Origin of the sequence: Vibrio sp. 10N.247.310.23 (assembly GCF_041467155.1) — a bacterium.
Taxonomy (GTDB): Bacteria; Pseudomonadota; Gammaproteobacteria; order Enterobacterales; family Vibrionaceae; genus Vibrio; species Vibrio crassostreae_C.
This window is the reverse complement of sequence record NZ_JBFSTZ010000024.1, coordinates 63,178-78,821: the sequence shown is the minus strand read 5'-3', so window position 1 is coordinate 78,821 and position 15,644 is coordinate 63,178. Positions and strand designations below refer to the sequence as shown.

General features: G+C 44.7%; 14 protein-coding genes. 5 read left to right on the top strand and 9 right to left on the bottom strand.

What is annotated here, in order from left to right:
- The first annotated feature begins 56 nt into the window (after window positions 1–56).
- From potA to AB6D93_RS17665, 5 genes are all read left to right on the top strand, one after another.
- A complete protein-coding gene (potA, locus tag AB6D93_RS17685; RefSeq protein ID WP_017059631.1) occupies window positions 57–1,172 on the top strand; it encodes a spermidine/putrescine ABC transporter ATP-binding protein PotA in 1,116 nt (371 codons plus the stop codon).
- Window positions 1,156–2,013, top strand: coding sequence for a spermidine/putrescine ABC transporter permease PotB (gene potB / locus AB6D93_RS17680; RefSeq protein WP_017059630.1), 858 nt, complete (start codon window positions 1,156–1,158; stop codon window positions 2,011–2,013). Before potA ends, potB begins: the two co-directional genes overlap by 17 nt.
- Complete coding sequence (potC, locus tag AB6D93_RS17675) at window positions 2,013–2,783, top strand: spermidine/putrescine ABC transporter permease PotC (protein ID WP_102333341.1); 771 nt, start codon at window positions 2,013–2,015, stop codon at window positions 2,781–2,783. Before potB ends, potC begins: the two co-directional genes overlap by 1 nt.
- Before the next feature lie 149 nt (window positions 2,784–2,932).
- A complete protein-coding gene (locus AB6D93_RS17670; RefSeq protein WP_017059628.1) occupies window positions 2,933–3,967 on the top strand; it encodes an extracellular solute-binding protein in 1,035 nt (344 codons plus the stop codon).
- 210 nt (window positions 3,968–4,177) lie between these two features.
- Window positions 4,178–5,215 carry an extracellular solute-binding protein gene (locus AB6D93_RS17665; protein WP_017059627.1) on the top strand — a complete coding sequence of 346 codons (1,038 nt, stop codon included), beginning with the start codon at window positions 4,178–4,180 and terminating at the stop codon, window positions 5,213–5,215.
- A gap of 94 nt (window positions 5,216–5,309) precedes the next feature.
- Here AB6D93_RS17665 and cobB read toward each other — a convergent pair whose 3' ends face one another.
- The 9 genes from cobB to AB6D93_RS17620 all read right to left on the bottom strand — a co-directional run bounded on the left by cobB (window position 5,310) and on the right by AB6D93_RS17620 (window position 15,465).
- Window positions 5,310–6,044, bottom strand: a complete 735-nt coding sequence (gene cobB, locus AB6D93_RS17660) for a Sir2 family NAD+-dependent deacetylase (protein ID WP_017063867.1) — start codon at window positions 6,042–6,044, stop codon at window positions 5,310–5,312.
- Window positions 6,045–6,300: 256 nt separating this feature from the next.
- Complete coding sequence (locus AB6D93_RS17655; RefSeq protein ID WP_017059625.1) at window positions 6,301–7,521, bottom strand: ammonium transporter; 1,221 nt, start codon at window positions 7,519–7,521, stop codon at window positions 6,301–6,303.
- Window positions 7,522–7,897: 376 nt separating this feature from the next.
- Window positions 7,898–8,314, bottom strand: a complete 417-nt coding sequence (locus AB6D93_RS17650; RefSeq protein WP_010440849.1) for a hypothetical protein — start codon at window positions 8,312–8,314, stop codon at window positions 7,898–7,900.
- Window positions 8,298–9,371, bottom strand: coding sequence for a formate dehydrogenase subunit gamma (locus AB6D93_RS17645; protein WP_102333340.1), 1,074 nt, complete (start codon window positions 9,369–9,371; stop codon window positions 8,298–8,300). Before AB6D93_RS17645 ends, AB6D93_RS17650 begins: the two co-directional genes overlap by 17 nt.
- A 13-nt stretch (window positions 9,372–9,384) precedes the next feature.
- Window positions 9,385–9,993, bottom strand: a complete 609-nt coding sequence (gene fdh3B / locus AB6D93_RS17640; RefSeq protein WP_004733723.1) for a formate dehydrogenase FDH3 subunit beta — start codon at window positions 9,991–9,993, stop codon at window positions 9,385–9,387.
- Window positions 9,994–10,004: 11 nt separating this feature from the next.
- The gene (locus tag AB6D93_RS17635; protein ID WP_017059622.1) at window positions 10,005–12,860 is read right to left on the bottom strand and encodes a formate dehydrogenase subunit alpha; all 2,856 of its coding nucleotides are present in this window, start codon (window positions 12,858–12,860) and stop codon (window positions 10,005–10,007) included.
- A 10-nt stretch (window positions 12,861–12,870) separates the two neighbouring features.
- Entirely contained in the window at window positions 12,871–13,071 is a 201-nt protein-coding gene (locus AB6D93_RS17630) for a twin-arginine translocation signal domain-containing protein (RefSeq protein WP_170967439.1), read from the bottom strand.
- Window positions 13,072–13,149: 78 nt separating this feature from the next.
- Window positions 13,150–13,788, bottom strand: a complete 639-nt coding sequence (locus AB6D93_RS17625) for a molecular chaperone (RefSeq protein ID WP_017059621.1) — start codon at window positions 13,786–13,788, stop codon at window positions 13,150–13,152.
- Window positions 13,789–13,797: 9 nt separating this feature from the next.
- Window positions 13,798–15,465 (bottom strand): 4Fe-4S dicluster domain-containing protein, encoded by a 1,668-nt coding sequence (locus AB6D93_RS17620; RefSeq protein WP_102333338.1) that lies wholly within the window; start codon window positions 15,463–15,465, stop codon window positions 13,798–13,800.
- Window positions 15,466–15,644: the final 179 nt, after the last annotated feature.

Below are 15,644 nucleotides of genomic sequence, written 5' to 3'. Positions count from 1 at the left end.
CTTAAAGGTGTATAGCAACAGGTCTCAAATAGAACCAAGGTGGAGAAAAACAGACGTTGAACGCTAAAAAATCAGTAGGAAAGCCAGTAGTACAGCTAACTGGCATCAGTAAAAGTTTCGATGGTAAGGAAGTCATCGGCAATCTGGATTTAAACGTAAATCATGGTGAGTTTCTCACGATTTTAGGCCCATCAGGTTGTGGTAAAACAACCGTGCTAAGAATGATTGCGGGTTTTGAAACGGCAGATAGTGGTCAAATACTATTAGCTGAACAAAACGTAACCCAAGTTCCTGCTGAACAAAGGCATGTAAACACTGTATTCCAAAGCTATGCCCTATTCCCGCATATGACCGTTTTCGACAATGTGGCATTTGGCTTACGCATGCAGAAAGTTCCAAACAGCGAGATTGAACCTCGTGTAATGGATGCTTTGAAAATGGTGCGCCTAGAACAAATGGCACAACGAAAGCCACACCAGCTATCTGGTGGCCAACAGCAACGTATCGCAATCGCTCGTGCTGTCGTTAATAAGCCTAAAGTTCTTTTGTTGGATGAATCTCTATCTGCTCTGGATTACAAACTACGTAAACAGATGCAAATCGAGCTGAAACAATTACAACGCCAACTTGGTATCACGTTCATTTTTGTAACGCATGACCAAGAAGAGGCGCTGTCTATGTCTGACCGTATTATTGTTATGCGTGATGGCGTGATTGAACAAGACGGAACACCAAGAGAGATCTACGAAGAGCCTAAGAACCTATTTGTAGCGCGTTTCATTGGTGAAATTAACGTATTCGAAGCGACAGCGAAATCTCGTCAAGATGAAAAACGCATTGTTGCGACAATCGAAGGTGAAGAGTCCATTATCTATCACGATAAAGACGTAACACCGGGTCAAAAACTGCAAGTATTGCTTCGACCTGAAGATCTTCGAATCGAAGAAATTAAAGAGTCAGAGCAACGCGGTATTGTTGGCCACATTGTCGAGCGAACCTATAAAGGCATGACATTAGATTCAGTCGTAGAACTTGAATCTGGTATGCGTGTCATGGTTAGCGAATTCTTCAACGAAGATGACCCTGATGTTGATCACTCACTGGGCCAAAAAGTTGCAGTAACTTGGGTTGAGAGCTGGGAAGTGGTATTAGAAGATGAGCAAGAAGTTTAATTTACAAAACGCAATTGTTGCTTTAATCACAGGTTGGTTAGTGTTGTTCGTGATGATTCCAAACATCATGATCATTGGTACTAGCTTCTTAACTCGTGATGAAGCGAACTTGATCGAGATGACCTTCACTCTCGATAACTACGTGCGTTTGGCTGACCCGCTGTATTTTAAAGTGTTGATGCACTCTTTCTATATGGCAATTGTCGCAACCCTACTTTGTTTGATTATTGGTTACCCATTCGCTTACATCGTGGCAAAAATGCCGGCGAAGTGGCGTCCAATCATGTTGTTCCTAGTGATAGTACCATTCTGGACGAACTCTTTGATTCGTACATACGGATTAAAAATTGTACTGGGTACGCAAGGTGTCTTGAACAAAAGCTTGTTAGCGTTAGATATCATTGATAAACCGCTACGTATCATGTACTCAGAAACCGCAGTAATGATCGGTTTAGTGTACATCCTACTTCCGTTTATGATTCTTCCGCTGTATTCAGCGATTGAAAAACTGGACGATACGTATTTAGAAGCGGCTAAAGATTTAGGTGCGAACAAACTGCAAACGCTATTGAAAGTGGTACTACCACTAACAATGCCGGGCATTATTGGCGGCTGTTTGTTAGTGCTACTGCCAGCGTTAGGTATGTTCTACATCTCTGACCTATTAGGCGGAGCTAAGAACCTATTGATTGGTAACGTGATTAAGAGCCAAGTGCTCAACGCTCGAGACTGGCCGTTTGGCGCAGCGACGAGTATCGCACTGACCATGGCAATGGCTGTGATGCTGTATGCCTACTACCGAGCAGGTAAGCTATTGAACAAGAAAGTGGAGCTAGACTAATGGGGCGCACAGTTAAGTTCAGCTTTATGGCGCTGGTATACGGCTTTCTATACCTACCTATTATCGTATTGATCGCTAACTCGTTTAATGCCAATAAGTTTGGTATGAAATGGGGTGGCTTCACCACTAAATGGTATGACGCGCTTATTAACAACGACAGCCTAATGCAGGCTGCGTGGCACTCGATCAACGTAGCGGTGTTCTCAGCAACAGCCGCAACGATTGTCGGGAGCCTTACAGCAGTAGCCCTATTCCGTTACCAATTTAAAGGTAAAGGCATCGTAAATGGCATGCTGTTCATCGTAATGATGTCTCCAGATATCGTAATGGCGATTTCGCTTCTTGCGCTATTCTTGGTAATGGGTGTTCAACTTGGGTTCTTTACCCTACTTGCTGCTCACATTACCTTCTGTCTACCGTTTGTTGTAGTAACGGTATACAGTCGCTTGAATGGCTTTGATGTGAAGATGCTAGAAGCAGCAAAAGACTTAGGTGCAAGTGAATGGACGATTCTAAAACAGATCATTCTGCCTCTTGCTAAGCCAGCGGTTGCTGCGGGTTGGTTATTGAGCTTCACTCTGTCTTTGGACGATGTCATCATTAGCTCTTTCGTAACCGGCCCAACGTATGAAATCTTACCACTGAAGATTTACTCAATGGTTAAAGTGGGTATCTCTCCTGAGGTAAACGCCCTAGCAACAGTGATGTTAGTGGTGTCGTTAATACTGGTGATCATTTCTCAGTCATTAGCGAGAGAAAAAATCAAGTAAGTCTCCTACTCTATATAGAGACTGGCTTGATTAAGAAGTTAAGAGACTTCAAGTTCAAAAAAAGTGTTAATCATAAACAGAATGGTAAATTGCCATTCTGTTTTTCTATCTACTGCCTTCGGGCAACGTTTAGTTTGGAGCTAACGTCAATGAAAAAATGGGCTACTCTATTAGCTGGTAGTGCATGTGCGCTTTCAATGTTATCTGCACCATCATTTGCAAAAGATAACAAAGAATTGGTATTCATGAATTGGGGACCTTACATCAACAGTGAGATTCTAGAACAGTTCACTGATGAAACTGGTATCAAGGTGATCTACTCGACTTACGAGTCGAACGAAACCCTGTACGCAAAGCTAAAAACACACAACAAAGGCTATGACCTAGTTGTGCCGTCGACTTACTTCGTATCTAAGATGCGTGACGAAGGTATGCTACAAAAGATCGACAAAACTAAGCTGAACAACTTCAAGAATCTAGATACTAACTATCTAGATAAGCCGTACGACCCAAGCAACGACTACTCTATTCCACACGTAGTTGCGATCACAGGTCTTGCTGTTAACACTGACATGTACGATCCAGAAGATTTCCAAAGCTGGGCTGATCTATGGAAGCCAGAGCTTGAAGGTCAACTGATGATGATGGACGACACTCGTGAAGTGTTCCACATCGCACTGCGTAAGTTAGGTTACTCTGGTAACACAACCAACGAAAAAGAGATCGACGAAGCGTACGCTGAGCTACAAAAGCTTATGCCAAACGTTCTAGTATTTAACTCAGACAACCCAGGCGCGCCTTACATGTCTGGTGAAGTGGGTCTTGGTATGCTGTGGAACGGTTCTGCTGCTGCAGCGCAAAACGAAGGTCTACCAATCAAACTGGTTTTCCCTAAAGAAGGCGGTATCGGTTGGGTTGATAACTTTGCGATTAGCTCTGGTGCGGTAAACGTAGAAGCAGCTCATAAGATGATTGATTTCCTACTTCGCCCTGAAATTGCTGAGCAAATTTCTCGTGACACAGGCTACCTAACGGCCGTTAAAGCGTCTAACGAGAAGTTCAAAGATAGCCCTGCGCTATTCCCATCGCAAGAAGACCTTGATCGTGTTGAATGGCAAGCTGCGGTTGGCGATAAGACAGTGAAGTACGAAGATTACTTCATGAAACTTAAAGCAGGTCAGTAATTTAGCTTATTATCTAACTGTGGCTAAGTAACCAGTTTACTTAACAGGTCAACGTAGATAATCAATAAGTTAAAAATAAGAATATCAATGAATAGGCAGCTTAGGCTGCCTATTTTATTATATCGCTGCTATAATATAGCGCGATTTTTCGAAATCCTTTACCTTGGGTTCACTACCCAGCTCCAAATCAAACAAATGAACGGAACAGTAATGAAAAAAACACTGTATACCGGCGCATTGTGTGCTGCTACTTTACTTTCTACACCCTCTTTCGCAGCTGACCAAGAACTGTATTTTTACAACTGGTCTGAATATATTCCAAATGAAGTACTAGAAGACTTCACAGAAGAGACGGGCATTAAAGTCTACTACTCAACTTATGAGTCTAACGAAAGCATGTACGCTAAGTTAAAAACTCAAGGTACGGGTTACGACTTAGTGGTTCCTTCTACTTACTTCGTTTCTAAGATGCGTAAAGAAGGCATGCTTCAAGAGCTTGATAAAACCAAGCTAAGCCACTTTGCAGATTTGGATCCAAATTACTTAGATAAGCCATTTGACCCAAATAACAACTACTCAATCCCATACATCTGGGGTGCGACGGGTATTGGTATCAACTCAGACATGCTAGACAAGTCTTCAGTTAAAAACTGGGGCGATCTGTGGGATACGCAGTGGGAAGGTCAACTGATGATGATGGATGACTCTCGTGAGGTTTTCCATATCGCTCTATCTAAACTGGGCTACTCTCCAAACACGACTAACCCTGAAGAAATCAAAGAAGCCTACGAAGAACTTCGTAAGCTAATGCCAAACGTATTGGTATTTAACTCAGATTTCCCAGCGAACCCTTACCTAGCAGGTGAAGTGTCTCTTGGTATGCTTTGGAATGGTTCTGCTTACATGGCACGCCAAGAAGGCGCAACGATTGACATTATCTGGCCAGAAAAAGGCGCTATCTTCTGGATGGACAGCCTAGCAATTCCAGCAGGCGCTAAGAACACTGAAGCGGCTCATAAGATGATCGACTTCCTTCTTCGCCCAGAGAACGCTGCGAAAATTGCTCTAGAGATCGGTTACCCGACACCAGTTAAAACCGCTTACCCTCTTCTTCCTAAAGAATTTGCTGAAGACAAGAACGTTTTCCCACCACAATCAGTGATGGATAACGGTGTGTGGCAAGATGAAGTTGGTGAAGCGAGCGTTATTTATGACGAGTACTTCCAAAAACTTAAAGTAAACAACTAAGTTATTGTTAGTTAAGAAGTTAAGTAAATAAAGCGGCGTAAGCCGCTTTATTTTTTCAGATTCAGAAACTGATGTGTGTTATTAAAGACAAGGCTTAGGCCGTTAAAGAACCTTTCTCTGTACATAATAACTCGCCAACCAGTTTAGGCACCTCGATACTCGCCTTGCCGTAGCGCTTCTCTTCAAATTCACTTTCAACCGCACTTGGTTCGAGGTTTATCTCGATAGTATGTGCACCATGCATTTTCGCATCGTGAACAAAGCCTGCCGCTGGATAAACAACACCTGAAGTTCCGATAGAGATAAACAGATCCGCTTCTTCCAGTGCGGAATAAATGTCGCCCATTCTTAGTGGCATTTCGCCAAACCAAACAATATGTGGACGCATTTGTGCAGGGATTTGGCAGCAATGACAAAGTTCACCCGTTTCAATATCGCCTTTGTGCTCTACAACTTGATTGGATTCACTGCAACGCGCTTTTAAAAGTTCACCATGCATGTGAATAATGTTGTTGCTACCGCCTCTCTCGTGCAAATTGTCGATGTTTTGAGTAATGATGGTAACTTTGCCATCAAGCTTGTCTTCGAGCTCTCCTAGCGCCTTGTGGGCTGAATTGGGCTGAATGCTCTCACTTTGCAGGCCGTGACGACGCTTGTTATAGAAGGCTTGTACCAAGTCAGGATCTTTTGCGAACCCTTCAGGCGTCGCTACATCTTCGATTTTGTGGTTTTCCCATAGCCCGTCTTGTGCTCGGAATGTTTGTATCCCCGACTCTGCAGAGATGCCAGCGCCAGTAAGAATTACGATATTTCGATATGGGAAATGCATATAACGTCCTTTTAGATATGTCACTTTGTAACAGCTTAGCACTGTTCAAATTCCAACAATAGTTTTGGGGATTAGACCATAGTCTTAGGCAACTGAATTCATTGGCTATTTGTGACATAACTCGCTTGATAGTTGTGGTTGTTGTTACTCAAATTCTCTGTTTTGCTATCCATAGAAACAAAAAAGCGACCGAAGCCGCTTAGTTCTGTTCAACAGTTGTCTACTTGATGTGCTTTACCCCACCAAGTGAACAACGTTAGTCTTCGTTGATAGAAGAGATCTTATGGATAGAAAGATCCGCACCGTTGAATTCATCTTCTTCACTTAAGCGTAGGCCTGTTAGTTTGCTCAACACACCGTATACGATTAACGCGCCGACGAAAGCAACAGCAACACCTGCGACTGTACCAATCAACTGAGAAGCAAAGCTCACGCCGCCTAGACCCCAGAAAGCTTGTTGGCCGAAGATACCAGCAGCAACGCCACCCCAGGCACCACATACGCCGTGTAGAGGCCATACACCCAGTACATCATCGATCTGTGTTTTGTTTTGCATATAAGTAAATAGGTAAACAAACAGCGCACCTGCCACACCGCCCGTCACCAAAGCGCCAAGTGGGTGCATCAAATCTGAGCCCGCACAGATAGCGACGAGACCAGCCAAAGGACCATTGTGGATGAAGCCCGGGTCATTTTTACCTGCAATTAGAGCCGCAAGAATACCGCCAACCATGGCCATGAGAGAGTTCATTGCCACGAGACCGCTGATGCCATTGATCGCTTGAGCTGACATCACGTTAAAGCCAAACCAACCCACACATAAGATCCAAGAGCCTAGTGCTAAGAATGGGATATTCGATGGTGCGAAGTTGGTGTGTTTGCCTGCACGGATTCGACCTTTACGCATCCCTAAGAAGTAAACTGCGACCAAAGCAATCCAACCACCTACGCCGTGAACCACTACCGAGCCTGCGAAGTCATGGAACACGTAACCAAACTGACCTTCTAGCCAATCTTGGAATCCAAAGTTGCCGTTCCAAATGATGCCTTCAAAAAATGGATAGATGAAACCAACCGTAAACAGTGTCGCAATCAAAATTGGATAGAAACGAGCACGCTCTGCGATACCACCAGAAACAATCGCAGGAATTGCCGCTGCGAATGTCATTAGGAAGAAGAACTTAACCAGTTCATATCCGTTGCCTTGCGAAAGTGTTTCTGCGTCTGCAAAAAAGTGTGCACCGTAAGCAACCCAGTAACCGATAAAGAAGTAAGCAATGGCGGAGACACCAAAGTCGGAAAGGATCTTAACCAGCGCGTTGACTTGGTTCTTCTTTCGAACGGTACCGACTTCTAGAAATGCAAAGCCAGCGTGCATCAAGAAAACCATGATGGCGCCGAGTAATAGGAATAAAGTATCTGAACTTTGGGTAAGGGTTTGTACTGCACTATGAACTTGAGTCACCGTTTCACTCATTAAAGCATTCTCCTTCGCTTTATCTGATTTGCACTGATATCGTGCGATTCAATGTTGTAATTAATTAAAGACTCAACAGTGAACGCAAGATGCGTTCCAAGTGTGTGGTGTAATTTTCGTGCAACAGTTTTTGCTTTTAACTTACTGATTAATTGATAATAAATTTATCGGTGCACTTTCTTGGTTCTTAATGAGCGTGAAAATGGAAACAAGAATTGCACCAATTAAGGGAGTTGCACCATATTGAAGCGGTCAATACTATGCTTCATTAAGTTTCGTTGCTGATTAGAAACAAAAAGCCCAATGACCGAAATCATTGGGCTTTCAAAAGGACTATTGTGCTAGATAATTCGCTATCTAGTGAGCCGATACTCGACTACAAGTTTGGACCTGTTGTCGGGTTTTGCGGTAGGTTTTGACTTAAACGCTGCATGCCTTGATACATACGGATAAACCAAACCACAATCGCAACACCACCGAACAACATGCCTACATACGGTATGTAGTAAGCGATGTCATCGATAATATGATTTTGATACCAGTAATCGTTCACACCGATCAACACGCCATTAGAGGTCGCTACTGTCACGATAAGTACAACAAAGAACGTCAAGTTCAAGAAGAACGAGCGAATCAAGCCGTAGTAATGGGTATCCACTACTTCGCCGTCTTCCCCTTTATCTAAACGATAGCCCGCGTAGATGATGGCAATTACACCAGAGAGAAGACAAGTAAATGGTGTAAAACAGCTGAGGATGTAAGCAACCCAAATACCTTTATGAGGTTTGTTCATTCTTATTCACCCCTTCCGTTTTCTCTGTTGCTGCGTTAGCGCTTTGTTCAACGCCGTTTTTCTCTTGTTCCATCACTTCTTTGTACCAAAGGTCATGGTGCTCTTTAGCCCAAGTTTCATCGACTTCGCCTGTTACCATACCTTCTAGAGCGCCTTCCATACCGAACAGGCCGATGTAGATGTGGAACACAAAGCCACAGATAAGGATTAAAGCAGCCAACATATGGACTAGGTTTGAAAGCTCCATATCACGTCGTGTTTGGCCAAAGATTGGGAAATCTAACACCAAGCCACTGATTGCTGCGACACTGCCCATAACGATAAGCAGCCAAAATAGCGCTTTTTCACCCGCGTTCGAAAACTCTGCAGATGGATGAGAACCTTTATGTTTCCCGACCATACCACCCAGTTTCATGAACCACTGTACATCGACCATCTTGAAAATAGACTTGCGCCACCACTTGATGAGAACAGCCATCAACAGCACATAGAAAATCGGGCCGATGTAGTTGTGGTATTGCTTCGCCAATAGAACGATGAAGCCCCAAAGGTCTGTTGGAATGTACGGCTTCAAGAAGTGCTTACCGTAAACCAACATCAAACCACTGAACGCCAGTGTTAAGAAGGTAAACGCCATACTCCAGTGCAAGGCACGGTCTAGTCGAGACCAACGTTTGATCTTGCGGCCTGTTCTTGGCGCACTCAGCATTAATGGGCCAATCACAACGTACATTAGAGTAACGAAAGCAATACTGCCAAAGATAGCGACAGCACCGGCTGGTGACATCCACTTCTCTTTCAATATGTACCACGCTTGACCTGGGGTACTGATCAACACACCGTGCTCAGCCGATTGAGATGTGGTGTAACCTTCTTCACCGTTTCTTACTTGTCGCCAAAAATCAGCGCCAGCAAGTTGTGTGATTTCTCTTTCAGCAGAGCTCGATTGAGTTTGTGATGAGTTCGTCTCAGATGCATGACTCAAAGGAGACAGCATTGTTAGTGCTGCCAACATTGGCAGCACAACAAGGAAGAGACGCTTAAACATTGTAAGCATATGTCTCTCCTAACTAGCTCTTCATCGCATCGTAAGAAAGGTCATTGCCGTCTGTCCAGCCTGCACCCTTCGCACCACGTTCAACAACACGCTGGCGGAATACATCAGAGACTTTCTCTGCATCACCCGCTAGCAGTGCTTTGGTCGAACATAAAGAAGCACACATTGGTAGCTTGCCTTCAGCAATACGGTTCGCACCGTACTTCTGACGTTCTTCCACAGAACCTGGCTCTGTTTCTGGGCCGCCAGCACAGAAGGTACATTTGTCCATTTTACCGCGCTCACCAAAGGCTTCCTGTTTAGGAAATTGAGGTGCGCCAAACGGACAAGCAAACAAGCAGTAACCACAACCGATACACAGATCTTTATTGTGAAGTACGATGCCGTCTTCCGTATGTTCAAAACAGTCTGCCGGGCAAACTGCCATACAAGGGGCATCAGTACAGTGCATACACGCTACTGAGATAGAGTTTTCACCTGGTTCGCCATCGTTCAGTGTCACAACGCGACGACGTTGAATACCCCATTCCAGAGCATCATCATTTTCATTCTTACATGCAGTGACACAACCGTTACATTCGATACAACGCTTGGTGTCACAAAGAAATTTCATTCTAGCCATTTTAAGACTCCTTACGCTTTACGAATATTACAAAGGGTTACTTTCGTTTCCTGCATCAACGTGACAGGGTCGTAACCGTATGTGGTTGCTGTGTTAGCAGCTTCACCAATAACGTAAGGATCAGTGCCTTCTGGGTATTTAGAACGCAAATCTTCGCCTTGGAACTTACCACCGAAGTGGAATGGGATGAATGCCAGACCCGGTTTCACACGACGTGTAACCATCGCTTTCACCTTAATACGGCCCTTCTCTGCACCCTCAACCCAAACATCGTCACCGTCTTTAAAGCCGATGTCGTTTGCATCTTTCGGGTTCACTTCAACAAACATCTCTTGCTGTAGTTCTGCTAGCCAAGGGTTAGAACGGGTTTCTTCACCACCACCTTCGTACTCAACCAAACGACCAGAGGTCAGGATAATCGGGTATTCGCCAGATTTGTCTTGCTCTTGAATCGACTTGTAAAGCGTAGGAACACGGAAGATAGCTTCTTTGTCGTCCCACGTTGGGTAATCAGCAACTAGGTCGCGACGTGGCGTGTAAAGTGGCTCACGGTGCAGTGGTACACGGTCTGGGAATGTCCAAACAATCGCACGTGCTTTCGCATTACCAAATGGGATACAGCCGTGTTTAATTGCCACACGTTGGATACCACCTGAAACGTCAGTCTTCCAGTTTTTGCCTTCAGCAGCCGCTTTCTCTTCTGCAGTTAGATCATCCCACCAACCCAGTTGTTTCAGTAGTTTGTCACTGAACTCTGGGTAGCCGTCTTTGATCTCACAGCCTTTCGAGTAGCTGTCTTCTGCCAGTAGGCTTTGACCTTCAAACTCAACACCAAAACGAGTACGGAAGTTACCACCACCTTCAGCAACCGTCTTAGACGTATCGTAAAGGATGTGTGTACCCGGATGTTTCATCTCTGGTGTGCCCCAACATGGCCAAGGTAGACCGTAAGTCTCGCCATTTGCTGGACCGCCTTCTGCTTCTAGAGACGTTTTGTGGAATGTGTGCCAATTCTGTTGGTGTTCTTTCAAACGCTCAGGGCTTTGGCCTGTGTAGCCGATTGTCCACATACCTTTGTTGAATTCACGTGTAATATCTTCAATCAGTGGTTGGTTGTTCTCAACACGGATGTTTTTGAACAGCTGATCAGAGAAACCAAGCTTCTTAGAAAGCAGGTACATGATTTCGTGGTCAGGTTTAGATTCGAATAGAGGATCAACAACCTTGTCACGCCACTGTAGAGAACGGTTTGACGCCGTTACACTGCCGTAGGTTTCAAACTGAGTCGTTGCTGGTAGCAGGTAAACGCCGTCGGTACGATCATTCATTACCGCTGCAACCGTTGGGTATGGGTCAACAATAACCATCATATCCAGCTTCTGCATCGCTTTTTTCATCTCTGGACCACGAGTCTGAGAGTTCACCGCGTGACCCCAGTAGAACATGGCACGGATGTTTTCGCGTTGGCGAATCTTGTCTTTGTCTTCAAGTACGCCATCAACCCAACGAGATACAGGAATACCTGCACTGTTCATTGGTTTTTGACCGCCGTATGCGTTGTCGTCGAAACGGCCTTTCACCCAGTCAAAGTCGATATCCCAAACTTTTGACCAGTGACGCCAAGAACCTTCAGACAAGCCGTAGTAGCCTGGAAGTGTGTCTGACAGTACGCCAAGGTCAGTTGCGCCCTGTACGTTATCGTGACCACGGAAGATGTTTGCACCGCCGCCTGATTTACCGATGTTGCCTAGCGCAAGCTCAAGTACACAGTAAGCGCGTGTGTTGTTGTTACCAGTCGTGTGCTGAGTACCACCCATACACCAAACGATACAACCCGGACGGTTTTCAGAAAGTAGTTTCGCGGTGTGGTATACGTCTTGTTCACTTACGCCAGTAACGCGCTCAACTTCAGCTGGGCTCCACTTCGCGACTTCTTCACGGATCTCGTCCATGCCGAATACACGTTGTTTAATGAACTCTTTGTCTTCCCATTGGTTTGCAAAGACGTGCCATAACACACCCCAGATAAACGCAACGTCAGAACCTGGACGAAGAGAAACGTAGTGATCTGATTTCGCAGCAGTACGCGTACGACGAGGATCCGCAACAACGATCTTACAGTTGTTCTTCTCTTTCGCGATCAAGATGTGTTGCATCGCTACTGGGTGAGCTTCTGCTGGGTTTGAACCAATGAACAGCATCGATTTACAGTTGTGCATGTCATTGAACGAGTTTGTCATTGCACCGTAACCCCAAGTGTTCGCAACACCGGCTACTGTGGTTGAGTGACAAATACGTGCTTGGTGGTCAACGTTGTTGGTGCCCCAAAGCGAAGCCATCTTACGGAATGCATAAGCTTGCTCGTTACTGTGTTTCGCACTACCTAGGAAGTAAACTGAATCAGGGCCAGACTCTTTACGAAGTTCTAGCGCTTTGTTACCGATCTCTTCAATCGCTTGTTCCCAAGAAAGCTTCTTCCACTTACCGCCTTCCAATTTCATTGGGTACTTAAGACGACGTTCACCGTGGCCGTGCTCACGAAGTGCTGCACCTTTCGCACAGTGTCCACCAGCGTTGAATGGGTGATCGAATGCAGGCTCTTGACCTGTCCATACGCCATTTTGAACTTCAGCGTAGATACCACAACCCACAGAACAGTGAGAACAGATAGTACGTTTCACTTCTGTTTTCGCTTCTGGATCGACTGATTTAGCCTGTGCTTTCTTCATCATACCTGGTGCAAATAGACTTGCGCCTACCACTGCGCCACCAGCAGCTAATGAAGTGTTTTTCATGAAGGCACGTCGAGACACACCTAGCTGATTGGTTTCTTTGCTCACACTATCGGAGCGTTTGACAAGTTTCATCCGTTATCTCCTAAAGTGTGTCGTAGAAATCGCGAATGTGTTGCGTCTCACGATACCCTGTCTTCTTCACGTCTTCTTTCGAAATTTCAACAGTTTCTGAAGCGGTTGCCACTTTAGTTGTACCAGCGACAACGGCACCAGCAACGGCTGCAGTCGTCAAGCCTTTGAGTAGATCCCTACGGCTTGTATTTATATCTTTATTATCTTTCATCATTGCTTCCTTACCTTACGGTAGATCTTTTTTTGGAGGCTTAATGCCCCTCTATCGATATAATCGCGTACTGCTCGATTACTCGTAATCAGTGACGTTTTTCACATCAATCTTTAATTTGTGCTTACTGCTTTTTGTATTCACGCTAAAACGCACTTGTTCTAACGTTAAGAATGCTTCACACAGTTGAGCGGCCGATTTGTAGAAGTTCGCGCTTTCTGCCCCTTCAAGCTGACGCGTGAAAGAGTTAAACCAAGGGCCAAGGTGCTTATTGAATACCGCCTGTTGCAGTGCTTCTTCTTCAGCCGTTAGCATCGCCATCACTTCACACAGTGCTGCGATATGATCTTCCGGCTCTTTCACTTGATCGTCACGCTCAATGCCTAAAAGCTCTAAGTCATGACGAATCTCTGCCAATGGTTTTTCCATCATGGCGCCAGTGCGATGCCAAGAACCAAATGGAACGACTTCTCCACGCCCAATACCGATGAACAAATCTTGATATTCGTCTTCAAGAGCTTCACGGTTTGATTCTGTTGCCGCTTGTTGAATGGCAATCCAAGCCTTTTGCATTGCGCTTTCAGACGCTTCAATATCGAGTGTTTTTAGAAAGTCGATCACCTCTTCAGAAGGTGCGCTGCGAAACAGTGCGGATAGAACCAAATAGATCTCAGTTCTTAGTGTCTGTTCTTGTGCCTGATCCAAATTCGTTTCCAAGGCTAACTCCTAGTATTTCAATTGTTTCAATGGGTCTTGAGCCATTGAATCGAACATATCCACCACACGGCAGTCTTCACACATAGCGATACGATTAATCGCTGCTTCATCTGAAAAGTGAGAGTGACCGCGTAACTTGTTCTGTAACATGTCAATCATAGACTGAGGTGCGAATGGTTTATGGCAACGTACACATTCCGCAGCTTTCTCTTCATGAATCACAACTGCTTTTTGACGTTCTTCTTTTACCCAGTTCATACGAGGCGTAAGAGTCAGAACATTTTCAGGACATGCCTTTTCACACAAGCCACATTGAATACAGTCTTGTTCTACAAATTTAAGTGATGGAGAAGCCCCGTCGGTATGAAGTGCACGTGTCGGACACACAGCCACACAGCTCATACATAACGTACAATCTTTGCTATCACACGAAACGTTGCCGTAAGGTGCGTTTGACGGAAGCTCAACAATATTTCCAACAGGAATACGAGCTGAAGACATCGCATCAAGTGCTGTAAATAGACGTTGGCGCTTGTTGCCTTGAAGATCGCCAAGTGCAAGGTCGAATGAATCCACACAAAGTGTTGGAGGACATTCACGTAGAGATTCTAAGTACAGAATATCGATGGTTTCTTTTGGAATACCGATTTGATCTAGTAGTTCTTGAGCAATCCCTACTTCGTTATTCAGAACACGAATGATCGTTTCTGGCATAAAGCGAGATGCGGCAAACAGAACCTGAGTTGCGCCATTAACTAAAGCTGCAAACCAAGTATCGATACCAATAGATGGCAGTTCTTCTACGACAATTGGAATCACGTTATCTGGTAGCGCTTTAAGAGCCATCACGTTGTAAGTCTCATGACGTGAGCTACAGATAAGTACGATTGGATCCAGACCACCCGCTTGCTCGTAGTTAGCTAGCGTACGTTCAATGAATTTTTGAGTATCGTCAGGGTTAGGTAATGCGTAAGAGATAGCTTCTGTCGGACAGCTCGTTGCACAAGTACCCACGCCTTGACATAGGTAAGGGTTAATCTCGATCTTATGACCCGTCTTATCTGAGCCTTCACTTGAAAGTGCACCAGCAGGACAAGCATCAACACAACGCTCACAACCTTTAACACCACGAGAACTGTGTGCACATAGGTCTGTGTCCAAACGGAAGAACTTAGGCTTATCAAACGCGCCCATTAACGTAGGAATTTCTTCTAACGCTTCAGCCAGTTTTGGATAACCACGACCTACTGGGTAATAACCAGGAACAGGCACTTCTTCAGTCATGCAGCTATTCAGACATAAGTCCAAAACCACATCAAAACAGTCATGATTGATTGCTACTTTTGCAAGGTTATTGGTTCGGCCTTTGTTTTCGATTAGAACTTCGAACGTACCAAGGAACCCTGAAACCTGAACAGCATTTGCGTAGTAAAGCTCTGACTCAGTATTCGTTGCCTTCACACCATCTGTCGAAAGCAGTGTTAGGCTTGTTAACTGAGGTAATTGAGCCGCAGCACTTTCAATGATCGCAGTTGGACCAATAACAAGTGTATTACCGCCGCTTTCGTAGCTAACAGTAGGTGGAATCAGATTTGTTAACTCAACTGTATTTTCAAATGCATACAGTCTTGCTTTAGCGTTATTTGAATTTGCTTGTTCTAATAATTGTTTAAGCATTGCTCAGTTCCATCTTTGGACATGGATAATCTGTTCAACCTTTATTGTAGTAAGCGAGAGAGAACTTGCTGAGTAATCCGTTAACAACTAACCCTTTAGCCAGTGTGTCGTTCGTCAGACCGTGAACTCGTCTATCTACAAAAAAGTTGATAATGAACGTTATTTTGCAAATGCCATGC